The organism is Micromonospora phaseoli (genome assembly GCF_900109115.1).
GTDB classification, from domain to species: Bacteria; Actinomycetota; Actinomycetes; order Mycobacteriales; family Micromonosporaceae; genus Micromonospora; species Micromonospora phaseoli.
This window is the reverse complement of record NZ_FNYV01000010.1, coordinates 134,161-157,793: the sequence shown is the minus strand read 5'-3', so window position 1 is coordinate 157,793 and position 23,633 is coordinate 134,161. Positions and strand designations below refer to the sequence as shown.

25 protein-coding genes are annotated in these 23,633 nt (G+C 72.2%); 11 read left to right on the top strand and 14 right to left on the bottom strand.

Features of this window, described 5'->3' with window-relative positions; translation table 11 throughout:
- The first annotated feature begins 32 nt into the window (after positions 1-32).
- Together BMY89_RS23365 and BMY89_RS23360 are read left to right on the top strand one after the other, a co-directional pair.
- Positions 33-1,241 carry an MFS transporter gene (locus BMY89_RS23365; RefSeq protein WP_092382199.1) on the top strand — a complete coding sequence of 403 codons (1,209 nt, stop codon included), beginning with the start codon at positions 33-35 and terminating at the stop codon, positions 1,239-1,241.
- Positions 1,242-1,341: 100 nt separating this feature from the next.
- Positions 1,342-2,883, top strand: coding sequence for a YncE family protein (locus BMY89_RS23360; protein ID WP_139218001.1), 1,542 nt, complete (start codon positions 1,342-1,344; stop codon positions 2,881-2,883).
- A gap of 187 nt (positions 2,884-3,070) precedes the next feature.
- Here BMY89_RS23360 and ctaD read toward each other — a convergent pair whose 3' ends face one another.
- Both ctaD and BMY89_RS23350 read right to left on the bottom strand, forming a co-directional pair.
- Entirely contained in the window at positions 3,071-4,828 is a 1,758-nt protein-coding gene (gene ctaD / locus BMY89_RS23355) for an aa3-type cytochrome oxidase subunit I (RefSeq protein WP_092382197.1), read from the bottom strand.
- A 117-nt stretch (positions 4,829-4,945) separates the two neighbouring features.
- Positions 4,946-6,052, bottom strand: coding sequence for an FAD-dependent monooxygenase (locus tag BMY89_RS23350; RefSeq protein ID WP_092382196.1), 1,107 nt, complete (start codon positions 6,050-6,052; stop codon positions 4,946-4,948).
- Between the two features lie 356 nt (positions 6,053-6,408).
- Between BMY89_RS23350 and BMY89_RS23345 the strand changes: the two genes are divergently transcribed.
- Complete coding sequence (locus BMY89_RS23345; RefSeq protein ID WP_092382195.1) at positions 6,409-7,548, top strand: glycoside hydrolase family 12 protein; 1,140 nt, start codon at positions 6,409-6,411, stop codon at positions 7,546-7,548.
- 113 nt (positions 7,549-7,661) lie between these two features.
- On the opposite strand, the gene BMY89_RS23340 is transcribed toward BMY89_RS23345, so the two are convergent.
- Positions 7,662-8,624 carry a golvesin C-terminal-like domain-containing protein gene (locus BMY89_RS23340; RefSeq protein ID WP_092382194.1) on the bottom strand — a complete coding sequence of 321 codons (963 nt, stop codon included), beginning with the start codon at positions 8,622-8,624 and terminating at the stop codon, positions 7,662-7,664.
- Positions 8,624-8,776 (bottom strand): hypothetical protein, encoded by a 153-nt coding sequence (locus BMY89_RS30535; protein WP_170147767.1) that lies wholly within the window; start codon positions 8,774-8,776, stop codon positions 8,624-8,626. The genes BMY89_RS23340 and BMY89_RS30535 overlap by 1 nt, the downstream gene beginning before the upstream one ends.
- Positions 8,777-8,956: 180 nt before the next feature.
- Between BMY89_RS30535 and BMY89_RS23335 the strand changes: the two genes are divergently transcribed.
- Positions 8,957-9,493: a GNAT family N-acetyltransferase gene (locus tag BMY89_RS23335; RefSeq protein WP_092382193.1), complete on the top strand. Its 537-nt coding sequence runs from the start codon at positions 8,957-8,959 to the stop codon at positions 9,491-9,493.
- Positions 9,494-9,509: 16 nt separating this feature from the next.
- On the opposite strand, the gene BMY89_RS23330 is transcribed toward BMY89_RS23335, so the two are convergent.
- Positions 9,510-10,298 carry an aldo/keto reductase gene (locus tag BMY89_RS23330; protein WP_092382192.1) on the bottom strand — a complete coding sequence of 263 codons (789 nt, stop codon included), beginning with the start codon at positions 10,296-10,298 and terminating at the stop codon, positions 9,510-9,512.
- 132 nt (positions 10,299-10,430) lie between these two features.
- Between BMY89_RS23330 and BMY89_RS23325 the strand changes: the two genes are divergently transcribed.
- On the top strand, positions 10,431-11,624 hold the full coding sequence (locus tag BMY89_RS23325; RefSeq protein ID WP_092382191.1) for a threonine synthase: 1,194 nt from the start codon (positions 10,431-10,433) through the stop codon (positions 11,622-11,624).
- 84 nt (positions 11,625-11,708) lie between these two features.
- Here the strand turns inward: BMY89_RS23325 and BMY89_RS23320 are convergent, their stop codons facing one another.
- Both BMY89_RS23320 and BMY89_RS23315 read right to left on the bottom strand, forming a co-directional pair.
- On the bottom strand, positions 11,709-12,101 hold the full coding sequence (locus BMY89_RS23320; RefSeq protein ID WP_092382190.1) for a cupin domain-containing protein: 393 nt from the start codon (positions 12,099-12,101) through the stop codon (positions 11,709-11,711).
- 393 nt (positions 12,102-12,494) lie between these two features.
- Positions 12,495-12,998: a septum formation initiator gene (locus BMY89_RS23315; RefSeq protein WP_092382189.1), complete on the bottom strand. Its 504-nt coding sequence runs from the start codon at positions 12,996-12,998 to the stop codon at positions 12,495-12,497.
- Between the two features lie 103 nt (positions 12,999-13,101).
- Between BMY89_RS23315 and BMY89_RS23310 the strand changes: the two genes are divergently transcribed.
- From BMY89_RS23310 to BMY89_RS23300, 3 genes are all read left to right on the top strand, one after another.
- Positions 13,102-13,797, top strand: coding sequence for a response regulator transcription factor (locus BMY89_RS23310; RefSeq protein WP_092382188.1), 696 nt, complete (start codon positions 13,102-13,104; stop codon positions 13,795-13,797).
- A complete protein-coding gene (locus BMY89_RS23305) occupies positions 13,794-15,068 on the top strand; it encodes a sensor histidine kinase (RefSeq protein WP_092382187.1) in 1,275 nt (424 codons plus the stop codon). The genes BMY89_RS23310 and BMY89_RS23305 overlap by 4 nt, the downstream gene beginning before the upstream one ends.
- 106 nt (positions 15,069-15,174) lie before the next feature.
- The gene (locus BMY89_RS23300; RefSeq protein WP_092382186.1) at positions 15,175-15,687 is read left to right on the top strand and encodes a PepSY domain-containing protein; all 513 of its coding nucleotides are present in this window, start codon (positions 15,175-15,177) and stop codon (positions 15,685-15,687) included.
- 124 nt (positions 15,688-15,811) lie between these two features.
- Here BMY89_RS23300 and BMY89_RS23295 read toward each other — a convergent pair whose 3' ends face one another.
- The gene (locus BMY89_RS23295; protein WP_092382185.1) at positions 15,812-16,696 is read right to left on the bottom strand and encodes a sulfotransferase domain-containing protein; all 885 of its coding nucleotides are present in this window, start codon (positions 16,694-16,696) and stop codon (positions 15,812-15,814) included.
- 94 nt (positions 16,697-16,790) lie between these two features.
- On the opposite strand from BMY89_RS23295, the gene BMY89_RS23290 reads away from it, so the two are divergent.
- Positions 16,791-17,876 (top strand): beta family protein, encoded by a 1,086-nt coding sequence (locus tag BMY89_RS23290; protein ID WP_092382184.1) that lies wholly within the window; start codon positions 16,791-16,793, stop codon positions 17,874-17,876.
- 7 nt (positions 17,877-17,883) lie between these two features.
- Here BMY89_RS23290 and BMY89_RS23285 read toward each other — a convergent pair whose 3' ends face one another.
- From BMY89_RS23285 to BMY89_RS23260, 6 genes are all read right to left on the bottom strand, one after another.
- Entirely contained in the window at positions 17,884-18,165 is a 282-nt protein-coding gene (locus tag BMY89_RS23285; protein WP_092382263.1) for an adhesin, read from the bottom strand.
- A 257-nt stretch (positions 18,166-18,422) separates the two neighbouring features.
- Positions 18,423-18,737: a hypothetical protein gene (locus tag BMY89_RS23280; RefSeq protein WP_092382183.1), complete on the bottom strand. Its 315-nt coding sequence runs from the start codon at positions 18,735-18,737 to the stop codon at positions 18,423-18,425.
- A gap of 91 nt (positions 18,738-18,828) precedes the next feature.
- Entirely contained in the window at positions 18,829-19,173 is a 345-nt protein-coding gene (locus BMY89_RS23275; protein WP_092382182.1) for a DUF1330 domain-containing protein, read from the bottom strand.
- A 131-nt stretch (positions 19,174-19,304) separates the two neighbouring features.
- Positions 19,305-19,742 (bottom strand): nitroreductase family deazaflavin-dependent oxidoreductase, encoded by a 438-nt coding sequence (locus BMY89_RS23270; protein WP_092382181.1) that lies wholly within the window; start codon positions 19,740-19,742, stop codon positions 19,305-19,307.
- A gap of 97 nt (positions 19,743-19,839) precedes the next feature.
- Positions 19,840-20,787 carry a hypothetical protein gene (locus BMY89_RS23265; protein ID WP_175510407.1) on the bottom strand — a complete coding sequence of 316 codons (948 nt, stop codon included), beginning with the start codon at positions 20,785-20,787 and terminating at the stop codon, positions 19,840-19,842.
- 147 nt (positions 20,788-20,934) lie between these two features.
- Entirely contained in the window at positions 20,935-21,531 is a 597-nt protein-coding gene (locus BMY89_RS23260) for a pentapeptide repeat-containing protein (protein WP_092382180.1), read from the bottom strand.
- Between the two features lie 72 nt (positions 21,532-21,603).
- On the opposite strand from BMY89_RS23260, the gene BMY89_RS23255 reads away from it, so the two are divergent.
- Positions 21,604-22,836: a serine hydrolase domain-containing protein gene (locus BMY89_RS23255; RefSeq protein WP_092382179.1), complete on the top strand. Its 1,233-nt coding sequence runs from the start codon at positions 21,604-21,606 to the stop codon at positions 22,834-22,836.
- Positions 22,837-22,893: 57 nt separating this feature from the next.
- Positions 22,894-23,538 carry an NAD(P)-dependent oxidoreductase gene (locus BMY89_RS23250; protein WP_092382178.1) on the top strand — a complete coding sequence of 215 codons (645 nt, stop codon included), beginning with the start codon at positions 22,894-22,896 and terminating at the stop codon, positions 23,536-23,538.
- Positions 23,539-23,633 lie beyond the last annotated feature (95 nt).

Below are 23,633 nucleotides of genomic sequence, written 5' to 3'. Positions count from 1 at the left end.
GATGTCCGACGGAGGTACGGACCGACGTGAACATGAACCCTTACCGGGAGGCGCTCGCCCTACCCGGTCTGCGATCGCTGCTGCTCGTGGCGGTGCTGGCTCGGGTTCCGCTGACCGCGACGGGCGTCACGCTGACGTTCTACGTCGTTCAGGACCTCGGCCGCGGCTACGGTGCGGCGGGCTTGGCCGGTGCCGCGATCACCGTCGGCGCGGCGGTCGGCGGCCCGCTGCTCGGCCGCCTGGTGGACCGTCGCGGCCTGCGGCCCGTCCTGGTTCTCACCGCCGTCGCCGAGGCCGTCTTCTGGTCCACCGCGCCGATGCTGTCGTACCCCCTGCTGCTGCCGGCCGCGTTTCTCGCCGGCCTGCTGGCGCTGCCGATCTTCTCGGTGATCCGGCAGTCCGTCGCCGCGCTGGTGCCGGCGGAGAAACGCCGCCCGGCGTACGCGCTGGACTCGATGTCGGTCGAACTGTCGTTCATGATCGGCCCCGCCCTGGCCACCGTGGGCGTCACCACCATTTCCGCCCGCCTCACGCTCTACCTGGTCGGGGCGGGCATCGTGGCCGCCGGCGTGGTGCTGTGGCTGCTCAACCCCCCGGTACGCAGCGTCGGCGAGGTTGCCACCGGCCCACAGCCGAGAATCGCCCGCCGGCAGTGGCTCACCCCGCGACTGGTCGCCGTGTTCGCGGTGAGCGCCGCGGCGACCCTGGTGCTCGGCGGCACGGACGTGGCGGTCATCGCCGTGCTTCGGGAGAACGGCGACGTCGGCTTCACCGGTGCGGTGCTCTCCGTCTGGGCGGTGGCGTCGCTGGTGGGCGGCTTCACGTACGGCGCGGTCCACCGCTCGTTCTCCTCGGTGGCGCTGATGGGCGCGCTGAGCCTCTGCACCATCCCGGTCGGGCTGGGCGGGTCACACTGGTGGCTGCTCTGCCTGGCGCTGATCCCGGCCGGCGCGCTCTGCGCGCCGACCATTGCGGCCACCTCCGACACGGTCAGCCGGCTCGCCCCGGCCAGCGTGCGCGGCGAGGCGATGGGCATGCACGGCTCGGCGGTCACCGTCGGCATCGCGGTGGGCGCCCCGCTGGCCGGAGCGGTGATCGACGCCAGCAGCCCCGCCTGGGGCTTCGCGGTCACCGGCGCGGTCGGCGTGCTGGTGGCGCTGGTCGTGCTCCCGATGGAGTTCCGCCGCCGCCGGGCCGAACCGCCGGCGCCGGAGGTCCATCAGCTCGCCGCAGCCCACTGAGCCGCCCAGCCCACTGACCCGGCCGACCCACTGACCCGGCCGGCCCACCGCCCGCGCTCCCGGGGCGAGAGGGTTGCCGGCAGCCGCCATGATGATCGCCATGCGCAGCAGACGGGTGGTGGCGGTGCTCCTGGCAGCCGGTACGGGCGGGTTGATTGCCTGCTCCGGGCCGCCGGACGAAAGCGGGCCGGTCCGGGTGGCGGAGCTGCCGGCCGAGGTCACCGGTCTGGGTCCGGCGGTCTTCCTGGCCGAGGTGCCCGACGATCGGCGCTCGGACCTGCGGGGGCTGTACCAGGTCGAGCGCTTCGGTGCTGACCTGGCCGGCGTAGCACCGACGCGTCGGCACGTCGAGGTGGGGGTCGGGGACCCCCTGTCTCCGACGGTGGCTCGGGGGCTCGCCGAGGATCCGCGGGACGCCTTCGTCCACGGCGGCCAGGTGCGCGACACCGTGCTGCCCGAGCACAGCTCGGTCGACTCGGTGACGCCCGTCGGCGCCGGTCTGGCCGTCACCGGCAGCCGCTGCCTGGTGTTGCGCGCAGACGGGCAGGTCCGGCAGCCGTCGGTCGAGGCCCGCTGCGAGGCGGCATCGACCGGCGGCGTCCTCTGGTCGGTCAACCCGACCGGGCAGTGGGGCGGCGTCGACCTCACCACCGGCACGCCGAGCCCCGGTGTCACGGTCACCGGTACGCCGTTCGGCGTGACCCCGGACGGCCGGCACCTGTTCGTCACCCAGCCCGGCACCCGCCGGGTGGCCGTGGTCGACACCTCCACCGGCACCACCATGCCGGTGGACCTGCACCTGGCGCGGGGCGTTCCGGACCACGGTGCGGTCGGCCCGGCCGGCTACGCGTACGTGCGGACGGCCGACAGGAAGCGCCGGTTGAGCCTGGTCGGCGTCGACGGGACGGTGCGGGACCTCCTCTCCCCGGTCGGTCACGTCGCCTTCACCCCGGACGGCACCCGGGCTCTGGTGGCCCAGCCGAGCGAGGGGTACCGGATCGTGGTGGTGGACCTCGCCAGCGGCGACGTACGCCCGTTGACCGGCGCGGAGCGTCCCACCGGGAAACTGACGGCCGTCCTCACCGACGAGCACGCACTGGTGGCCGACGTGACCGGCGCAGAAGATCGCTCGGCTCGCCAGGTCCGGCCGGTCCGGTTGTTCACCGTCGACCTGACGGCGGCCCGGCTGACGGCGGTACCCGGGGAGTTCGAGGCCAGCACCGCCCGGTTGACCGACGCGGTGATCACCCTCGAACCGGGCGGGGAGGTGCTGAGCCTGGACGGGCAGGGCCGGGCGGTGACCGTCGGGGCTGGTGCCCGGCCGGGTCCGGCACTGCCCGACGGCCGGCTACTGTACTGGCTCGACGACGGTGCCGGCGGTACCCGCGCCGACCGGCTACTGGTACGCGGGGCGGACGGGCAGCAGACCGAGCTGTCGACCGGGGCCGACAGTGACCAGGTGGTGTCGCACCTGCTGCCCACCCCGGACGGCGGGCACCTGCTGGTGTCGTTGCAGCCCGCTCGGGGCCGCGGGGCTCCCGGGCCGGGCAGCGAGATCGTGCTGGTCCGGCTGGACGGCACCGGCGACCCGTTGCTGCTCTACCAGGGGGCTCTGCTGGTCAGCCTGGGCCTGACCAGCTGAGCCGGCCAGCGGCAGCCGACCGGCCGTTGGAGGAGATTGGCGACGAGCGGCACGGGGAGCACAACCGCCGGTGAGCACAACGGCGCGGTGAGCACAACCGCACGGGCAGCACAACCGCGCGGTGAGCACAACGGCGATGGGCGCCGTACCCGGTTGGGTACGACGCCCATCGGAGCGCGCGGCGGGGTCAGCGGCGGTCGATGTCGCTGGCGATGTCCTCGGTGTAGCTGGCACCGCCGTCGGACTCGCTGGTCAGCGGCTTGGAACCGCCCTCCGGCGGGCCGGCCAGAGTCTGTCCGGCGGCCAACTCGGGGAACTTGTGGTCGAACGCCGGCCGCTCCGAGCGGATCCGCGGCATCCGGTCGAAGTTGCGCAGCGGCGGCGGCGAGCTGGTGGCCCACTCGAGCGAGTTGCCGTGGCCCCACGGGTCGTCGACCTCGACCACCGGGCCGGCCTTGTAGGACTTCCAGCAGTTGTAGAGGAACGGCAGCGTCGAGATGCCGGTGACGAAGGCGCCGATCGTGGAGATCATGTTCAGCGTGGTGAAGCCGTCGCCGGGGAGGTAGTCGGCGTACCGCCGGGGCATGCCCTCGCTGCCCAGCCAGTGCTGCACCAGGAACGTGGTGTGGAAGCCGATCATGGTCAGCCAGAAGTGGATCTTCCCCAGGCGCTCGTCGAGCATCCGGCCGAACATCTTCGGGAACCAGAAGTAGATGCCGGCGAAGACCGCGAAGACGATCGTGCCGAAGAGCACGTAGTGGAAGTGGGCCACCACGAAGTAGGAGTCGTGCAGGTGGAAGTCGAGCGGCGGGGCGGCCAGCAGCACGCCCGTCAGGCCACCGAAGAGGAAGGTGACCAGGAAGCCGACCGACCACAGCATCGGCGTCTCGAAGCTGATCTGCCCCCGCCACATCGTGCCGAGCCAGTTGAAGAACTTCATTCCGGTCGGCACGGCGATCAGGTAGCTCAGGAAGCTGAAGAACGGCAGCAGCACCTGGCCGGTGGCGAACATGTGGTGCGCCCACACGCTCATCGACAGGCCGGCGATGGCGATGGTCGCGGCGACCAGGCCCTTGTAGCCGAAGATCGGCTTGCGGGAGAAGACCGGGATGATCTCGCTGATGATGCCGAAGAACGGCAGCGCGATGATGTAGACCTCGGGGTGGCCGAAGAACCAGAACAGGTGCTGCCAGAGCATCGGCCCGCCGGTCTCCGGGCTGTAGACGTGCGCACCGAGGAGGCGGTCGGCGGCCAGCGCGAACAGCGCGGCGGCCAGCAGCGGGAAGACCAGGATCACCAGCAGGCTGGTGACCAGCATGTTCCAGGTGAAGATCGGCATCCGGAACATGGTCATGCCCGGCGCCCGCAGGGTCAGGATCGTGGTGATCAGGTTGACCGCGCCGAGGATGGTGCCCAGACCGGAGATGGCCAGACCGACGACCCACATGTTCGCCCCGACGCCCGGGGCGTGCTCGCTGGTGCTCAGCGGGGTGTACGCGGTCCAACCGAAGTCCGCCGCCCCGCCGGGGGTGAGGAAGCCGGCGGTGGCCATGGTGCCACCGAACAGGTACAGCCAGTAGGCGAAGCTGTTCAGACGCGGGAACGAGACGTCGGGAGCACCGATCTGGATGGGCACCACGTAGTTGCCGAACGCGAACACGATGGGCGTCGCGAAGAACAGCAGCATGATCGTGCCGTGCATCGTGAACAGCTGGTTGTACTGCTCGGGTGAGAGGAACTGCAGCCCGGGCCGGGCCAGCTCAGCCCGCATGATCAGGGCCATCAGGCCACCGATCATGAAGAACACGAACGCGGTGACCATGTACATGATCCCGATTTGCTTCGCGTCCGTGGTCCGCAGCAGCCGCGCGATGGCCGACCCCTTGACCGGCTCCCGGACCGGCCAGGGCCGGGTCACGACCGGCTTCGGTGCGACGGTGGTCACGAGTGGCCTCCGGTTCTGGGTTGTCCCGCTCGGCACGCGCTGTCTCGGCGGGCCGTCATCCGCAAGGAGGATAGTCCCCGGCAGGTGGCAGCGCCGCGTGGGGTCGTCGGGGGTGGATCACAGCGGGCCGAGGAGCAACCGGTAGTGCTCGCCGAAGATCCGGCCGCCGCGTCCGCGCAGCAGCGGGTCGCGCAGCGCGGGCGGCACGTCGCGGGTGCGGTTGCGGTCGCGGGTCCGATCCTGCACCCATCGGGTACGCGGCCTGCGGCGGCTCTCGTACGCGGTCAGCGCCGCGTCGACACTGCCCGCGGCGTGCAGCGATTCGGCGAGTACCACCGCGTCCTCGAACGCCATCGCAGCCCCCTGCGACAGGGTCGGGGCGGTGGCGTGGGCAGCGTCGCCGACCAGCACCACCCGTCCCCGGTACCAGCGCCCGAGCTCGACCTCGTCGGTGGTCGTGGCGTGCACCCCGTCGAGCGCGTCGAGTACCTCCGGCACCGGCCCGCCGTAGTCGCCGAAGAGCTCGCGCAGCCGGGCCAGCGGGTCGGCCGGCAGTGCGGTGCCGGCCTCGTCGGCGTAGCAGTGCAGCCGGCCGGCGCCGATCGGCACCACCAGGAAGCCGGAGCGCTGACCGAGCAGGGCGGTCCACTCCCGCACCTGCGGGCCGCCGCGTACGACACCCCGATAGACCACCTGCCCGGCGGGGCGGGGCGGACCGCCGAGGGCGGCCAGCGCCCGGATCGAGGAGCGCGGTCCGTCGGCGCCGATCACCAGGTCGTACTCGGTCTGCGTGCCGTCGACGAAGGTGACGCCGACGGCGGCCGGCAGCAGGCTGATGGTGCGCACCTCGGCACCGTGTCGGACCGCGCCACCGGCTCCGCTCAGCAGCACCCGGTGCAGGTCGGCGCGGGGCAGCGCGCGGCACTCGCCGACCCCGGCCCAGAGCGCGTCGAGGTCGACCTCGCAGAGCGGCGCGCCGGTCGAGTCGAGGAAGCGCTGCCGGTGGATGACCTGCCCGAAGGGGCGTACCGGGCCGTCGAGGTCCAGCCGGCGCAGCGCGCGGGCCGCGTTGCCCGGGAGGTAGAGGCCGGCGTCGGTGAGGTCGCCCGGCGGGGCCTTGTCCGTGAGGTCGGGCCGGAATCCCGCCAGGCGCAGCGCGCGGGCCACGGCCAGGCCGGCGATGCCCGCGCCGACGACGAGGATGCGCAGGGGGGAGCCACGCATGGGGGTGTACGCCTCCGGAGGGGTTCGGCACGCGTTGGAGGCAAGACACTACTCGGCGCAATCGGCGCACGCCAGAGGCGACCGGCCTGCCACCGGGGCCCCTCGGTGTCGACGGCTCCGCCCGTCGGCGCTGGCCACCGGCCATCAGGGGACGATCGGGTGGCCGATGGTAGCGTCCGTGACACACGTAACAATTGACGCCATTCGCCCTCCCCAGTTGCGCCCATTGTTTCAAGGATGTAAATGTGACGATGAGCAATGGGAGCGCTCCCGGGCCCACCCCGTCGGCGTGCGTTCCGACCGCTCCGTCCGCATCCGTCCCGGCGTCCAGGTGACGCCGCAGCGCAAGGAGCATCATGAGACGTACCCTGCGGGCCATCATGGCCGTCGGCCTGCTCGCCACCAGCTCAATCGCCGCCGTGGCCCTCGGCGGCACCGCCTCCGCCGACACCCTGATCTGCGACCAGTACGGCAGCACCGTGATCCAGAACCGCTACGTGGTGCAGAACAACCGCTGGGGCACCACCGCCCAGCAGTGCATCAACGTCACCAGCACCGGTTTCGAGATCACCACCCAGAACGGCAGCAGCCCCACCAACGGCGCACCGACGGCGTACCCGTCGGTCTTCGTCGGCTGCCACTACACCAACTGCTCCCCCGGCACCAACCTGCCGATCCAGGTCAGCCAGATCAGCAGCGCGACCAGCAGCATCAACTACCGGTACGTCAGCGGGGCCACCTACAACGCCTCGTACGACATCTGGCTCGACCCGTCGCCCAAGCGGGACGGCGTGAACCAGATGGAGATCATGATCTGGTTCAACCGGCAGGGCCCGATCCAGCCCATCGGCTCGGCCGTGGGCACGGCCAACATCGCCGGCCGGAGCTGGGAGGTCTGGCGGGGCAACAACGGCGGCAACAACGTCATCTCGTACGTCGCGCCGTCGGCGATCACCAGCCTGAACTTCAGCGTGCTGGACTTCATCAACGACACCCGCAACCGGGGCGCGATCACCAACTCCTGGTACCTGACCAGCATCCAGGCGGGCTTCGAGCCCTGGCAGGGCGGCGTCGGCCTGGCCGTGACCAACTTCTCGGCCGCGATCAACGGCGGCGGCAACCCGACCACGCCTCCGCCGAGCAGCCCGCCGCCCACCACGCCCCCGCCCACGGGTGGTGGCGCGTGCGCGGTGAAGTACACGGCCAACTCGTGGAACAACGGCTTCACCGCCGACGTGCAGATCACCAACACCGGTTCGAGCACCATCAACGGCTGGACGCTGGCGTACTCGCTCCCCTCCGGCCAGCAGGTGACCAACACCTGGAACGCCACGCTGAGCCAGAGCGGATCGTCGGTCACCGCCCGCAACGTCGGCCACAACGGCACGATCGCCCCCGGCGGCACGGCCAGCTTCGGCTACCAGGGCACGCTGAACGGGGCGTACTCCTCCCCCACCAGCTTCACCCTCAACGGCGCCGCCTGCTCGCGCTCCTGACGGGCTCCGGGTGGGGGTGCGGCACCAGCCGTGCCCCCACCCGGCACGAATGAGGCTGCCGGCCGGAGCACCTGCCGGCCGGCAGCCCCCGCCCGCCCCCGATGGCCGGCCGCTCAGACCCGGGTCAGGCGTACGGCGTCGGCGATGACGTAGCCGCTGGCGGAACTCCACCGGCTCACCGCCACCCGGTTGGCGTCACCGGCCGGCAGCGCGAAGGTGCCGAGGCCGCGCCACTGACCACCGCCGGTGCGCTGGTCCACGTACACCGTCCGGTTTCCGCTCGACGTGGCGACGATGTACGGCGTCGCGCTGTTGTAGCCGGCGTTGGCCGGGTACCAGACCTCCACCCGGTAGTTGGCGCTGGCCGGCACGTTGAAGCGGTACCAGGCGGCGTCGCTGGCGGCGACCGGGTCGGCGTACCGGTAGTCGGCCCCGTAGCGCTGGCCGGAGTACGACGAGACGCCCCAACTCGTGCCGGCGGTGAACCGGCCGGCGGTGCTGTTGTCCACCGTGGCGCTCCACGCGGTGCCGCCGGTCATCCGGGCCGCGACGTCCGAGCGCATCGTGTTCAGGTCGATGAAGGACGGGTCGATCTTGCCGGTGGTGCTGGTCTCCCGGTGCCCCCGGGCATGGCTGGCGTCCCGCCCGAGCCGGGTGAGCACGGCGGCGGTAGCGGCGATCGAGGCGTTGTACTGCGCGGCGGTCATCTGCTGGTCGACCCCGTTGTAGTCGATCTCCCAGCCGATCATGAGGGTGTTTCCGTCGCCGGCCGGGATCGGGCCGCTGCCGCCGCTGACCCCGGCATGGTTGCAGCGGCCGGCGGAGATGACGTGGAAGACGCCGTGGTAGTCGACCAGGGCCTGGCAGAGCGGACCGGGCAGGTCGGAGCGGCCGTTGATGCAGATGTTGAGTGCGGGATGCGGGTTGCTGGCGCTGGAGGTGGCCGCGGTGTGGTGCCAGAGCACTCCGATCGGATCGAACGAACCGGGGCGCATCCGGTTGAGCCAGTCGCCCTCCACCACCACCTGCACGCCGGCGCCGCGCAGCACGTCCACCAGCCATCCGACGGTGGCCATCAGGACTCCTGGAGCAGGTCGGCCAGGCACTCGGCCGGCGGGGCGGCGGTCGCGGCGGCGGGCCGGGCGACCAGGGTGAGTGCGGCGGCCACCAGGGCCGGTACGCCGAGCAGCCCTCGGCGGCGCAGACGGATGGGGTGGGCAGGGGTCATGGCAGCCCTCCGGACGACGACGGTCATCGATAGTTGGGCGAGACGCTAGAGCGCGACCGTCATCGATGTCAATAGTCTTCATGCCACGACGGGCAGCTGAAGCTTTCAACCGACGCGTCGGTGGGGTTGCCGCGCCACATCCGAAGCTCGGAGACTGAGGCCCGACGACGGGGGGATCGGATGCTGACCGTGGACGTACGCCTCGAAGGTGACGGGATCGTCCTGCGCCAGTGGTCCCAGCACGACCTGGGCCAGTTGGTGACGCTCTTCGACGACGCCGAGATGGCGTACCGGCTGCCGGTGGCCGCCCCGTTCGACCTGCCCGCCGCCGAGGCGTACCTGACCACCGCCCGGCACGCGCAGCTGGCCGGCGCCCGGATCTACCTCGCCATCACCAGCGGCGACGACCTGGCCCGCGGCGAGGTGATGCTCAACCTGGCCGCGGGCACCATCGGCTACGCGGTCGGGCCGGCCTACCGCGGTCAGCGCCTGGCCAGTCGGTCCCTACGGCTGATCACCGGGTACGCCCACTCGGTGGCCGGCCTGCCGACGGCCTACCTGGAGATCGAGGCGGACAACGCCGGCAGCACGGCGGTGGCCCGGTCGGCCGGCTACCGGCCGACCGGTGGCGAGCCGGTCTTCGTCGAGGACAAGGGCCGGCGGTACGCCCTGTACCGCTGGTCGCACAGCGAGCCGCCACCGCCGGCCACCACCTGAGGCCGCCCGTCAACGGTCAGGATCCGCCGAGGGCGTCGATGTCGCGGATCTCCTCGGCGGTCAGCGAGAAGCCGAAGATGTCGGCGTTGGCCCGGATCCGCTCCGGGGTCACCGACTTGGGGATCGCCACGATCTCGTGGTCGAGGTGCCAGCGCAGCACCACCTGGGCGGGCGAGACGTTGTGCGCGGCGGCGATCCGGGTCAACACCGGGTCCGACAGGTCGCTGGTCTTGAACGGGCTGTAGCCCTCCAGCACCACCCCACGATCCCGGTGCTCGACGTGCCGTTGCCGGTCGTACAGGCGAGGGCTCCACTTGATCTGGTTGACCGCCGGATTTTCCTCGGTGGCCTGGATCAGCTCGTCGATCTGCGCGGTACTGAAGTTGCTGACCCCGACCGCCCGGGCCAGGCCCGCGTCGCGGGCGGCGAGCATCTCCCGCCAGATCGGGATCAGGGCACCGGCGTCGCTCGGCGGCCAGTGCACCAACCACAGGTCGACCTGCTCGACGTCGAGGGCGCGCAGGCTCGCCTCGATCGTCTCCCGTTCCCGGCCGGCCCGCTCAGGCGGCAGCTTGGTGGTGATGAAGACGTCCTCCCGCCGCAGGCCGCTCTCGCGCACGGCCCGGCCGACCTCCTCCTCGTTGCCGTACATGGTGGCGGTGTCGATGTGCCGGTAGCCGGCGTCCAGCGCGGCGAGCACGGCCTTGAAGCCGGCATCACCGGTGGCCTGCCAGGTACCGAAGCCGAGCAACGGAATCCGGACGTCGCCGGGGAGGGTGGCGGTCGGGTGGTCGGTGTGGTCCATACCGACCGTTCTACCCCCGATGGCCGCCACCATGCCGGGGATCGGGGCATGGCGGCCCGCCGGTCCGGCGCGCCGGTCCGGTTTGCCGGAGAATGCGGGGCGTGGACGCGAGCTGAGACGGCGAGGAGCATCGTGTACCTGACCCACCTGGAGTGCCCGCGCTGCGGCCGGGAGCACGACGCCGGCGTACCGCAGAACCTCTGTGCGTGCGGCTCGCCGCTGCTGGCCCGCTACGACCTTGCGGCGGTGGCAGGGGCGGTGGAGCCGGAACGGTTCGGGTTGCGCCCGGCCGACCTGTGGCGCTACCGGGAGTTGCTGCCGGTGGCCAACGAGAAGTGCCTCACCACGCTCGGCGAGGGTTGGACGCCGATGCTGCGTGCGCCGTCGTACGGGGCCCGGATCGGCGTCGACGATCTGCTCGTCAAGGACGAGGGCCTGACCCCGACCGGCTCGTTCAAGGCACGTGGCGCCGCGGTGGGCGTCAGCCGGGCCCGGGAGCTGGGCATCCGACGGATCGCCATGCCGACCAACGGCAATGCGGGCGCCGCCTGGGCGACCTACGCGGCCCGCGCGGGGATCGGCGCCACGATCGCGATGCCGTTGGACGCGCCCACCATCTGCCGCCGGGAGTGCGTGGCGGCCGGCGCCGACCTGCGCCTGGTCGACGGACTCATCAGCGACGCCGGGCGCCAGATCGCCGCGCTCGTCACGGCCGCGGCGGGCACCATCTTCGACGCCGGTACGCTGCGCGAGCCGTACCGCCTGGAAGGCAAGAAGACGATGGGGTACGAGATCGTCGAGCAGCTCGGCTGGCAGGTGCCCGACGTGATCGTCTACCCGACCGGCGGTGGGGTGGGGCTGATCGGCATCCACAAGGCGCTCGGCGAGCTGCGCGAGCTGGGCTGGGTGGAGGACAAGCTGCCCCGGCTGGTGGCGGTGCAGTCCACCGGCTGCGCGCCGATCGTGCGGGCGTTCGCCGCCGGGGAGGACCGGGCGCGACCGTGGGCGGACGCGCGCACCGTGGCGTTCGGCATCAACGTGCCCGCGCCGCTGGGCGACGAGCTGATCCTGAACGCGCTGCGGGCCACCGCCGGCACCGCGATCGCGGTGGACGACGCCGAGATCCTGGCCGACCTGCGCGACTTCGCCGCCCGGGAGGGCCTGCTGGTCTGCCCCGAGGGGGCGGCCTGCCTGACCGCGACCCGCAGGTTGCGGGCCGGTGGCTGGATCCGCGCGGGCGAACGGGTGGTGGTGCTCAACACCGGTGCGGGCGTCAAGTACCCGGAGACGATCGACGTGACCGGCGTACCGGTCCTGCCGCGCTGACGCGCGACGCCCCGGGGCGGGACCAGCACCCGGGGCGTCGGCGGTACGGCCGGATCAGCGATACGTGAGCCGGCCGGCGGATTCTCAGGAGGTCGGGGGCTCGTCCTTACCGGCGGCCTCGGCCGCGTCGGCTTCCTCCTTGGTCCGGTGGACCGCCTGGTCGGCGTGCTCCGGCGGACCGTAGACGGTGTAGAGCACCAGCGGGTTCGGCCCGGTGTTGACGAAGTTGTGCTTGGTGCCGGCCGGTACGACCACCAGGTCGCCCTGCGCCACCTTGCGCTTCTTCCCGGCGACCTGCGCCTCGCCGACACCGCTGACGAAGGTGAGGATCTGGTCGATGTCCTCGTGGACCTCCTCACCGATCTCGCCGTCAGGCGGGATCGTCATGATGACCAACTGGGTGTGGTCCCCGGTCCACAGCACGCGCCGGAAGTCCGGGCTCTTCTCGGCGACAGTCGCGATAGTGAAGTGCTCCATGCCCGCTTCATACCCCATCGCGGGCTGGCCCACGCCGGGGTTCACAAATGGCGGAATTAGCCACGGTCTGAGGGTTTGGACCGGCACCGATCGGGGATCGACACGACCGACCGGCATCCTCCGGTCACGCCAGGTCCCCGCTGACGTACCGCCGTACGGCTGCGACGGTGGGAGACGGCTGAGCGCGGCGACGTTTCGACCTCGGGTCTGACGGCGCCGCGCGCTCGCCTGCGGGGCCCTGGTCGGCCGGTCAGGAGAGCACGGCCAGGTGGAACGGGCGGTCGGCGCAGACCCCCGCGCCGTCGAAGGTGATCACGAAGACCGCGTTCGGTATCCCGGTGCGACCGGCCACCCCGATCTAGCCGGCGGCGGCCAGCCCGGGCCGGGCGCTTCTCAGTCGTCGTCATCGGGCTCCAGTACGGGCACCCCAGCCACGCACCGCACCGACAGCTCGTACTCGCCGCTCGGGCCGACGAACTTCACCTCGGCGTCGTCGTCCGGGCCACGGTCGACGTCGTCGACCTGGTAACCCGGCCGCGGATTGAAGGACACCAGCCGCACCCCGCCCGGTACGCACTCCGCCACCGCGCTGCCGCCCGGGTTGGTGAAGCTGCGCCGGTTGTCGGGCTCGGCGCTCGGGCTTACCGGCAACGCGCTCGGACCGACCGGCGGCGTGGCGCTCGGATCCGGCGGACCAGGCGACCCGGTGCCGGTCGCAGCGGTGCCGCTCGGTATCGGCTCGGCGAGCGCGCGGGCGATCTCCTCCTGGCTGCGGACCCCGCCCGGCGTTCCGGTGAGGCTCTCCCCCACCAGCTGGATCGCGGCGAGCCCGATCAGGGTGGCGGCGACCGCGGTGGCCAGCCACCCGGCGACGGCGAGGAAGGTACGACGGCCCATCACCCGACTATCCCCGATCGAGGATTGGGCCGACCTTCGGGCAACGCTAAGGGACGGTTAAGGCACCCGGTCGCCCGCCACCGGCGGGGATACTCTGCCTGCTGTGGCCCGCCTGCTGCTCATCGAGGACGACCTGACCATCCGCACTCCGCTGGTACGGGCGCTGCGCGAACGGGGGCACGCCGTGGCCGCCGCGTCCACCGCGATGACCGGCCTGCGCGACGCCCTCGACGACCGCCCCGACCTGGTCGTGCTCGACCTCGGGCTGCCCGACCTGGATGGCCGCGAGCTGTTGCGGATGCTGCGGGCGGTCAGCGCGGTCCCGGTCATCGTCGCCACCGCACGTGACGACGAGCGGGAGATCGTCCGGGTGCTCGACGCCGGTGCCGACGACTACCTGGTCAAGCCGTTCACCGCCGCCCAGCTCGACGCGCGGGTACGGGCGGTGCTGCGCCGTGGGCCCGGTGGACCGGCCGACGAGGACCCGACGGTGGTGGTCGGCGGGCTGCGGATCGACCCCCGCTCCCGGCAGGTCAGTCTCGACGGTGAGCCGGTCGAGCTGACCCCCCGTGAGTTCGACCTGCTGCGGCACCTGGCCACCCGGGTCGGCGAGGTGGTGACCAAGCGGGAGTTGCTGACCGAGGTCTGGCAGATACCGTACGGCGGAGCGGACAAGACCGTCGACGTGCACCTGTCCTGGCTGCGCCGAAAGCTCGGCGAAAGCGCCCAGCAGCCGCGTTACCTGCACACCGTACGCGGCGTCGGGGTGCGGCTGGTCTCCCCGGAGGTGGCCGGGTGAGGGCGCGCCTGGCGCTGCTGGTCACCGCGGTCAGCGTGCTCATCGTGATCGCCTTCCTGGTGCCGCTGGCGCTGCTGCTGCGTACCGCCGCCGAGGATCGGGCGACCAGCCGGGCCACCGCGAACGCCCAGAGCCTCGCCCCGGTGGTCGGCACCGCCGACGTGAACACCGTCCGGCTGACCGTGGAGCAGCTGGTCGCCGAGTCCGGCCGGCCGGTCAGCGTGTTCCTGCCCGACGGCACCGTGCTCGGCACCCAGAGCGCGCCAACCCCCGCGGTCGAGTTGGCCGCCCGGGGGCAGAGCCTCACCGCCGAGACGGCCGACGGGCGCGAGGTGGTGATCGCGGTGCAGGGGCGCACGGACGGCATCACCGTGATCCGCGCCGTCGTGCCGTACGACGAGATGACCGCCGGGGTGGACCGGGCCTGGCTGGTGCTGGCCCTGCTCGGGCTGCTGCTGGTGCTGATCGCCCTGGCCGTCGCCGACCGACTGGCCCGCACCCTGGTCCGTCCGATCGGCGAACTCTCGGCGGTGTCGCACCGGCTGGCCCGAGCGGAGCTGGACGCGCGGGTCGACCCTTCCGGGCCGGCGGAGCTGCGCGAGGTGGGCGGTGCCCTCAACCACCTGGCCGGCCGGATCCAGGAGCTGCTGGTGCAGGAACGGGAACAGGTCGCGGACCTGTCGCACCGGCTTCGGACCCCGCTGACCGCGTTGCGTCTGGAGGCCGAGTCGCTGCGCGACCCGCAGGACGCCGCGCGGGTCACCGACGCGGTGGACGGGTTGGAACGGGCGGTGACCGGCCTGATCCGGCAGGCCCGCTGGCACACCCGGGCCGACAGCGCGGCGGTCACCGACGCCGTGGCGACGGTGGCCGACCGGGTGGCCTTCTGGTCGGTGCTGGCCGAGGAGACCGGCCGCCGCGTCGACCTCGACCTGGCGCCGGGTCCGCTTCCGGTAAACGTTTCGACCGACGAGCTGGCCGCGGCGGTGGACGCGCTGCTCGGCAACGTCTTCGCACACACCCCGGACAGCACCGCCTTCGCCGTACGGCTCGTGCCGGCCGGCGATCAGGTGGTGTTGACGGTGGCCGACGAAGGTCCCGGCATCGCCGCCGACTCGGTGCGCCGGGGCGCGAGCCAGGCCGGCTCGACCGGGCTCGGGCTGGACATCGCCCGCCGCGCCGCCCAGGCCAGCGGCGGCCGGTTGGAGCTGGGCGAAACGCCCGGCGGCGGGGCCGCGGTGACCCTCCGGCTCGGCTCGCCGAAGCCCTGACAGGTCCCCCGAGGACCTTCTTAACCCGGCCTTAGCGTTCGGACAGCGCGCCGCTATCGTGCCGGCACCGATCCTCGATACAACAACCGAGGAGAGGTGGACGAAGATGAAGCGCAACCCCCTGATCCTGGCGTCGGTCGGCGGCGCGGCGGCGGTCCTCGCGATAGCCGGGGTGTTCCTGGGCGTCGCGGCGGCCGACAACGACCGGGCGCAGCAGGCCACGCTGACCGCCGCGACCGGCGCCCCGGGCGTGCCGGACGACAGCGGCACCGCGAGCATCCCGGCCGACCCGACCGTGGCGCCGGCCGACCCGACCGTGGCGCCGACCGGCAGCGGATCGCCCGCCAGCGGCGACGACGCGGTGAGCCGGGAGCGGGCCGGCGAGCTCGCGCTGGCGCACGCCGGTGGTGGCCGGATCACCGACGAGATCGAACGGGACCGGGAGAACGGCCGGGCGGTCTGGGAGGTGGAGATCGTCAAGGGCGACACCGAGCACGAGATCGACATCGACCGGCAGACCGGCGAGGTGGTCAAGGCCGAGCAGGAGCCGGCGGACGACGATGACGACGACCGGGACGACGACGATGACGACGACCAGGACGACCGGGACGACGACTGACCGGACGATCCCGGGCCGATGACGGCCCACTGGCACCCCGGAGCGGCACCCGCCGGCCGGGGTGCCGCCGTTCCTGCCCCCGGCGGTAGTCGGTCGATCAGCCGTCGCGGTGCAGCTCGGTCGATCAGCCGTCGCGGTGCAGCCAGGAGAGCAGATCCGGCGGTGCGAGCGCGGCGCACCGGCTGCGGTACCGGGCCCGTGCCTCGTCGTCCAGCATGGCCCGGCCCTGACCGGAGCGACCGCTGCGGAAGAAGGCCTGCCGGTCCTTCAGCACGCCCGCCGGGTCGGGCGCGAGCCGGTCGGCGTGGGCACGCATCCGGTCGAAGGTGGCCGCCTCGACCAGCTCGGGCCCGGGCGGGTCGAGGCCCAGCCGCGCGGCGAGGCGGTGCATCTGCCCGGACAGGTCGGCACGGAGGTCGTCGTAGTGCACCAGGTGGATGTTCGGTCGGTGCCGGCGGACCCAGGCGTCCCGCAGATGCCACAGGACGCCGGGCAGGGAGTCCAGCTCGGTCCGCGGGTCCGGATCCGCGTCGATCCAGCGTACGAGCGCCTGCTCGATCGGCGGCCGGGGCCGCTCCGGCTCCGGCGCATCGGGCTGGCCGGTCAGTTCGGCGAGGCGTGCCCGATCGAGGTTCGCGGCCTGATGGTGCAGGGACACCGCCAGGTCGAGCGGGTGGCGGGCCACCACCACGTAGTGCACCTGGGGATCCGCCGGCACGCCGTCCAGCGGAGTGTGGGTCTTGATGAAGCGACGGTGGCGCTGGGCTGCCAATCGGGCGTACACCGCCTCCTGTGGTTCGACCAGCCAGTCCAGCCAGGGTGACAGCTCGCTCAGCGGTGCCGGCAGCTCCGGCGTACGCAGCACCAGCAGGGCGCAGATCATCTGCATCCAGGTGGTACCGCTCTTCGAGCGGGTGCTGATCACGATGTCACCCGGGCGGAGGGCGAGCCCCTGCCAGCGGGCGCTGTCCTCGTCGGAAGACCGGTATCGGGTCGGGGTGCCGGACACCGCGGAGATGATAGTCGCAGAGCTGACAGTTGGCCGGGTAATTTGCCGCCGGCACTCCTGTGAGGTGCGGTAATCGCCTGGCTACAGTGAATTCATGGTGCCCGCCCATAGTGGTCGGGCGGAGGAACCGGTCTACCGCCCCGTCCTCGCCGCCCGACGGGGCGAGTTGGAGGCGCTCGCTCACCTCGACGACGCCCTCGCCCCGATGCTCAGCCCGATCCTGCAACTGTCCGGGACGGACCCGTCCATCGTGGACGCACTGGCACGGATGCCGACGCGACTGGTCCCGGCCGTCGACATCGGCGCCCTGCCCGAGCCGGCGGGAACGGAGCTGGCCCGTTGGGGCGTACCGCTGGTGCCGGTGATCGGCCTGACGGACGGTGAGCGGCGACTGGCGGCGCTCGGCGGCGCGGCGCGGGCGTACGCCGGGCGGGCCGTGGTCCGACTGCGGATCCGCCAGGATCGGGCTGGCCCCGACGCCAGCACGGTGGCCGTGGAGCAGATCTGGCGGTACGCGTGGCTGGCCCCGGAGCAGTGCGACCTGCTGCTCGACTGCGGCGACGTGTGTTGCGCGGCGGACGTGCGGATGACCGAGCCACGGGTCCGGTGGGTGGTGGACTGGGCCCGGCGGCACGCCTGGCGTTCGGTGAGCGTGGTTGCCGGCGGCATCCCGCCGACGCTGTCCCGGCTGCCCACCGACGAGCCCGTACGGGTGGAACGCTGGGACTGGGTGCTCTGGCAGCGGCTGGCCGATCTCGGCGTCGGGTTCGGCGACTACGGCGTCAGCCCGGCCGCACCGGGAACGCCGTCGTCCGGTGACCGGCTGCCGACCGTCCCCTACACCGGCCAGGGCGCATGGTGGGTGCACCGCTGGTCACGGCGCCGGGGCCGGGGCGACGACCGGGTCGCCGACCTGTGCCACACGCTGGTGTCGGGACCGCACTGGCCGGTCACCGGCGCGAGCTTCTCCTGGGGTGACCACGAGATCCTGCGGCGGGCCCGGCGGTTCGCCGGTGCCGGTTCGACGACCAACTGGATGGCCTGGAGCACCTCGCACCACCTGGCCCATGTGCTGGACGCACTGACTCGGCCCGCGCGTGGCGGGGCCCGACGCCCCGGTCAGGCATCGCCGAACCGGGGCCGTTCGCAGCGCGGCGGGGAGACCCGCCGCGCTGGATGACCTTGCCCTACTGCTGCTCGGTGAACCCGAACTGCACGACGCCCTCGTCGTCGACGCTCGCGTCGACCGAGGCTTCGCCGAGCAGGTCGGCGGCGTCGGAGTCGAGGAAGATCCGGGCGCCCTGGTTGTCGACCACCTGGTCGCCCTCGACCGGCGCAGGGACCAGCTCCACGGTCAGCGAGCCGGCCGTGGTGTCTGCTGCGATTCGCACCCCACCGCCCTCGGAGACGTCCTGCTGGGCGGCCAGATCACGGATCACCAGGACGGCGTTGTCGGTCATCGTGAGCATGCTGAGACTCCTCGTGGTGTTCTCGCACTCCCGGTGCGGACGCACATTCGCGGATCTGCGGGCAGGCCGGACGATGGCCGTCCACCGCCGCATCGGGGCAGCTCAGGGGCCCCTCACCTGCCCACGGTGCCCGGTGCCGGGGCATCCGTCAAATAGAGCATCGTGCATACGATGCAGCGGCATGACCGCGCGCCGAACGGGTACTCAAGACCGTTTCGGGAAGGGCCCCCTCGCCTGGGGGGCCCTTCCGGCGGACCTCAGTCCGTCGGCCGGGGCGGCAGCGGAGCGGCCGGGTCGCCGCGTTCGATCAACGCGGCGATGTCGGCGTCGCGCAGGCCACGCAGCGCGAGCACCCGGGTGCCCCAACGGTGCAGCCGACACGGGTGCGGGCTGGCATCGTTGCGGCAGACCGTCCCCCCCGACCATCTCCGTGGCGCGTGCACCACGACGGCCCGGACCGCGAACTGGGCATCCTCGGCGGTCACGTACGGCGGCAGCGGGATCTCCCGCAGCCCCGCTCCAGCCCGCTCGCCGGTGGACGGGTACGGACGGACGGTACTGCTGCTGTTCATCGGCCTGACCTCCACACAGGACGGTCGAACACGGACAGCAGGACGTTACGATCCGTTCGACACGGGGTGACGGACAAACTGTCCCGGTGGCTCAGTCCACCGCCTGCGCCCGCAGCGCCGACGCGGTCTGGCCGGGGTCGTAGCCCGGGCCGACGCCGTCGAAGATGATCAGTGATGCCTCGATGTGCCGGGTACGCAACGGCAGGATCTCCTGGTACTCGGGCGAGTCGTACCAGCCGTGCGCCTGCTCCCGATCGGGGAACTCGAGAATGACCAGGCTGCCCGGCCACTCCCCCTCGCGGACCTCCACCTCCGGCCCGTGCACCACGAACCGTCCGCCGAAGGGCTCCAGGGTCGCCTGGATCCGCTCCAGGTACGTCAGGATGTCCTCGTTGACCTGCGGATCGCGCAGGTGAGCCAGGGCGAAGGCGGGCATCTGTGGTCCTCCCGGTCGTCTCGTCCGCCGGACACGAGCCCGGCGGTCACCGGCAGTCTGCCGCAGCCGATCGCGGTCGGCCAACCCGCAGCCGGGCGCGCCACGGCCGGCTGCGGGCGCGATGCCGCAGGTCAGATGCGTTCGAGCAGCACCACCGGAATGTCCCGGTCGGTCTTGGCCTGGTAGTCGTCGTACGCCGGCCAGATGCCGGTCATCAGCGGCCACAGCTCTGCCTTCTCCTCGGCCTCGGCGGTCCGGGCCCGGGCGGTGAACCGCTCCGCGCCGACCTGCACCTGCACCTGCGGCTCGGCCAGCAGGTTGAGATACCAGGCCGGGTGCCGGGGATCGCCGCCCTGGGAGGCGACCACCGCGTACGCGTCGCCGGACCGGCCGTAGATCAATGCGGTACGCCGCAGGGCACCGGTGCGTCGGCCCCGTGTGGTCAACAGCAGCGTGAAGACACCCGGCCGCCACTCGTGCCCGTCGGCCCCGTCGGTGTCGATGTACCGCTGAATGTGCTCGGCCACCCAATCCGTGGGGCTGTCGCGTACCTGGTCGCCTGTGGTCATCGGTCCTCCGGTTCGTGGATCGCTCGCCGACCACGCTACTGGGGATTCGCGCCGCCGGCCGTCCAACGCCGGGTTACCCGACGCGCCGCCGCCACGATCAGCGTAGGGCGACGGCCTGCAGGCCGACGTTGCCGCAGTGCGAAGTGAAGGTCTCCTCCACCGTCCAGGTGAGCAGCAGCCGGGTCCCCTTCGGCGCCTGGAACCGGATGGTCGCCCGGGTGGACTGGCTGGTGTGTCGCTCCTCCAGCCGAAGCGTCCGGCTCGGCCCACCGTCGGACAGCCGCATGTCCAACCTGCCACGGGCCATCCACACGCCGAGGTAGACGGTGGCGGTTCGCGGTTGACCGTCGGCGACCACCGCGAGGCTGAAGCCGTTGTCCACACCGCAGGTGTAGACCCCGTCGGGTGTACCGCCGGCCGACCTCACCGGCTCGCCGTCGCGCCACCGGAACAGCTCCTGGTTGCCGTCCCAGCCGCCCCGCTCACCCTGGCCGCCCAGGTCGCGGATCTCGGCCGAGCCGTCGCGCTTGCGGACCGTCGCCGCGCCGCCACCCAGTCCCCAGTGCACCCAGTCGCGCTCACCCGCATCGGTCAGGTTGACCGTCGCCGGCACGTCCGAGCGACCGACGGTGAGTATCAACGGCACCGTCGGGGGCGTCGGAGTGCCCGGGCGGACGCTGGGGCTGGGGCTGGGGCTCGGCGGACGTTCGCGGGGCCGCAGGCCCGGTACGGCAGGAGCGGTGGGCTGGCTGCTGGGCAGGCTCGGGCGGCCGACCCCCGCCGGCAGTCCCTCCCGTTCGGCCGGCTCCTCACCGCTGGGCTCCGACCACCACTGCGCGTACCCGACCAGGGCCAGCAGACTGGCCACGGCGGTAGCCGCGATCGCCTCCACCGCGTAGCGGCGACGTCTCCGGGCCCGGGCGAGCCGACGGGCGGCAGCGCGGGTCTCGCCCGTGGCGGCGGGTGCGTGTCGTCGGGTCTCCGGTGCGCGGTGCCGAGCGGTCTCGCCGCCGTGAACTGCCCGTGGGGGGTGCTCCTCCGCCACCGACCCTCCACTTCTGCCGGACCGGACTCGCACCGGCACACTCCACTCGGTTGTGCGGGTGCCTCACATTCGCATTGAGGAGACCTTTCGCGCTAGTCGGGAGGAACCGCCGTGTCCGGGTCGTGTCCCCGGCGGCGCGGGCACACCTCAGCCTCGGACGTCGAAGCCGAGGGCCTGAGCGAGGGTCACCGACTGCACCATGTCGATGACTGCTCCGGCACGCTGCACCGCCGTCGGGTCCAGCCCGGTCAGGTCGCTGCCGCGCAGGTCCGCACCGGACAGCCGGGTGCCACGCCACTGCACGTCGGAGAGGTCGACCCCGGTCATCGTCGCCCCGGTGAGGTCGACGCCGGACAGGTCGGTCTCCCGCATCCGTACCCCGGTGAACCGCCCGCCGCGCAGGTCGGCCCCGGCGAGGGTGACGAACGACCAGTCGCCTCCACTCACCGTCAGCGGGCGCAGGTCACAGCGGTCGAAGGTGCTGCCCACGACCTTGCAGCCGGTGAACTCCGCCTCGAACAGGTTGCAGCGGGTGAACACGCACCGGGTGAAGGCCGAGTCGGTGTGCCGCGAGACGTTGAACTGCACGTCGCCGAAGGTGCAGCCGTCGAAGACCGCGCCCTGGCTGGTCGCCTCGGTCAGATCCACCCGGTGGAAGGTGCAGCCGATGAAGTGCCGGTCGGCCAGCTCCTCGGCGTACCAGTCCTCGTCGTGGAAGGTCACGTCCTCGATCGGCTCCGGCATGCCAGGAGGCTAACCAGTGACACCGACAACCATGCCTTCCCGCCTCCGGTACCGGCCGGTAGGTTCGGTCGGGTGAACGTGGCGAGCAGCATCGACGCGGAGCAGCTGGGTTTCGACCCGGCCCGGTTGGCCCGGATCGACGAACACTTCGGCCGGTACGTCGACGACGGCCGGCTGGCCGGATTCCAGGTGATGGTCACCCGAGGCGGCCAGATCGCGCACAGCTCCACCCACGGGTTGCGGGACCGCGAGGCGGGCGCGCCGGTGGAGTCGGACACCCTCTGGCGGATCTACTCGATGACCAAGCCGATCACCTCGGTCGCGGCGATGATGCTCTGGGAGCAGGGCCACTTCGAGCTGACCGACGAGATCGGGCGCTGGCTGCCCGAATTCGCCGACATGCGGGTCTATTCGAAGGGGTCGACGCTCAAGCCGTACACCGTGCCGGCGATCGAGCCGATCCGGATCTGGCACCTGCTCACCCACACCGCCGGGCTGACGTACGGCTTCATGCAGACCTCGGTGGTCGACGGCCTGTACCGCGCGGCCGGCTACGACCTGTACCCACCCGCTGAGGTCGACCTGGCCGAGGCCTGCCGGGTCTTCGGCGAGCTGCCGCTGCTGTTCCAGCCCGGCACCGCCTGGGGATACTCGGTCGCCACCGACGTGCTCGGCCGGCTGATCGAGGTGGTCTCCGGGCAGAGCCTCGACACGTTCCTCACCGAACGGATCCTGCGTCCGCTGGGCATGGGCGACACCCGCTGGCACGTCGACGGCACCGACACCGACCGGCTCGCCGCGCTGTACGTGCCGGACCCGGCGACCGGCCGGGCGGTGCGCCACGACGCGCTCGGCGGCCTGGCGTACGAGAAGCCGGTGCTGCTCTCCGGCGGCGGCGGACTGATCTCGTCGGCCGCCGACTACCACCGGTTCACCCAGCTGCTGCTGCGCGGCGGCGAGCTGGACGGCGTCCGCCTGCTCGGCCCGCGCACGGTGCGCTTCATGACCCGCAACCACCTGCCCGGCGGCCAGGACCTGGGCGTCCTGTCCACCGGCGGGTTCGCCGAGACGACGCTGGACGGCATCGGGTTCGGTCTCGGCTTCGCGGTGGTGGACGACCCGGTCCCGAGTCGGGTGCCGAGCAGCATCGGCGAGTACTACTGGGGTGGGGTGGCCAGCACCGCGTTCTGGGTCGACCCGGCGGAGGAGATCACCGCCATGTTCTTCACCCAGCTGATGCCGTCGAGCACCTGGCCGATCCGGCCGCAGCTGCGCCAGTTGGTCTACTCCGCGCTGATCGGCTGAACGCCGGGATCGCCGTTCCACCGACGGTCGCCGGATCCGATCCATAGCCTGGGAGGCGTGAGCGACATCGTCGTGTTCGGTGCGGGAGGCACCGCGGGTTCGCGGATCGTCATCGAGGCGTTCAACCGGGGCCACCGGGTGGTGGCCGCGGTGCGCCGGCCCGAGGCGGACGCGCCGTACCTGCCGGCCGGGGTCCAGGTCGTCACCGGGGACGCCACCAGCGAACGCAGCGTACGGGAGCTGGCGCCGGCGGCGGACGCGCTGGTCGTGGCGGTCGGTGGCGGTGATCGTTCGCTCTGGCCCGACGCGGCGCGCACCCTGCTCGACGCGCTGCAGGGCATGCCGGCCGCACCCCGGGTCATCCACGTCGGTGGCGGGGCCACGCTACTCACCCCGGCCGGGACGCGGCTGCTGGACGAGCCGGACTTTCCCGAGGAGTACCGCGATGCCGCGCTGGGCCAGGCGGCTGCGCTGGACGTCTACCGCTCCGGCGCCGACGGCGTGACCTGGACGTACGTCTGCCCGCCGCCGCTGGAGTTCCGTCCGGGGCAGCGCACCGGCCGGTATCGCACCGGCACCGACCAGCCGGTGACCGACGCGCAGGGCCGGAGCGTGCTCAGTTACGAGGATCTCGCCGTCGCGGTGGTCGACGAGATCGAGGATCCGCACTTCCAGAACATGCGCTTCACCGCCGCGTACTGATCTCTGATCTTGAAAAAACGCCAGCTCGCCGGATAGATTCGAGTCTCTGTGACCGGGCGTCACACCCCTGACGTCCAGGTCGGACCTCGAATCAG

Bases quoted from the DNA above. Each gene is read 5' to 3' on its own strand.
- BMY89_RS23340 (WP_092382194.1), bottom strand. From the start codon at position 8,624: ATGGCCACCGTCGGATGGCTGGTGGACGTGCTGCGCGGCGCCGGCGTG.
- BMY89_RS23275 (WP_092382182.1), bottom strand. From the start codon at position 19,173: ATGCCCGCCTTCGCCCTGGCTCACCTGCGCGATCCGCAGGTCAACGAG.
- BMY89_RS23360 (WP_139218001.1), top strand. From the start codon at position 1,342: ATGCGCAGCAGACGGGTGGTGGCGGTGCTCCTGGCAGCCGGTACGGGC.
- BMY89_RS23350 (WP_092382196.1), bottom strand. From the start codon at position 6,052: ATGCGTGGCTCCCCCCTGCGCATCCTCGTCGTCGGCGCGGGCATCGCC.
- BMY89_RS23335 (WP_092382193.1), top strand. From the start codon at position 8,957: ATGCTGACCGTGGACGTACGCCTCGAAGGTGACGGGATCGTCCTGCGC.
- BMY89_RS23300 (WP_092382186.1), top strand. From the start codon at position 15,175: ATGAAGCGCAACCCCCTGATCCTGGCGTCGGTCGGCGGCGCGGCGGCG.
- BMY89_RS23270 (WP_092382181.1), bottom strand. From the start codon at position 19,742: ATGACCACAGGCGACCAGGTACGCGACAGCCCCACGGATTGGGTGGCC.
- BMY89_RS23330 (WP_092382192.1), bottom strand. From the start codon at position 10,298: ATGGACCACACCGACCACCCGACCGCCACCCTCCCCGGCGACGTCCGG.
- BMY89_RS23260 (WP_092382180.1), bottom strand. From the start codon at position 21,531: ATGCCGGAGCCGATCGAGGACGTGACCTTCCACGACGAGGACTGGTAC.
- BMY89_RS23285 (WP_092382263.1), bottom strand. From the start codon at position 18,165: ATGCTCACGATGACCGACAACGCCGTCCTGGTGATCCGTGATCTGGCC.
- BMY89_RS23280 (WP_092382183.1), bottom strand. From the start codon at position 18,737: ATGAACAGCAGCAGTACCGTCCGTCCGTACCCGTCCACCGGCGAGCGG.
- BMY89_RS23365 (WP_092382199.1), top strand. From the start codon at position 33: ATGAACCCTTACCGGGAGGCGCTCGCCCTACCCGGTCTGCGATCGCTG.
- BMY89_RS30535 (WP_170147767.1), bottom strand. From the start codon at position 8,776: ATGACCCCTGCCCACCCCATCCGTCTGCGCCGCCGAGGGCTGCTCGGC.
- BMY89_RS23290 (WP_092382184.1), top strand. From the start codon at position 16,791: ATGGTGCCCGCCCATAGTGGTCGGGCGGAGGAACCGGTCTACCGCCCC.
- BMY89_RS23320 (WP_092382190.1), bottom strand. From the start codon at position 12,101: ATGGAGCACTTCACTATCGCGACTGTCGCCGAGAAGAGCCCGGACTTC.
- BMY89_RS23315 (WP_092382189.1), bottom strand. From the start codon at position 12,998: ATGGGCCGTCGTACCTTCCTCGCCGTCGCCGGGTGGCTGGCCACCGCG.
- BMY89_RS23345 (WP_092382195.1), top strand. From the start codon at position 6,409: ATGAGACGTACCCTGCGGGCCATCATGGCCGTCGGCCTGCTCGCCACC.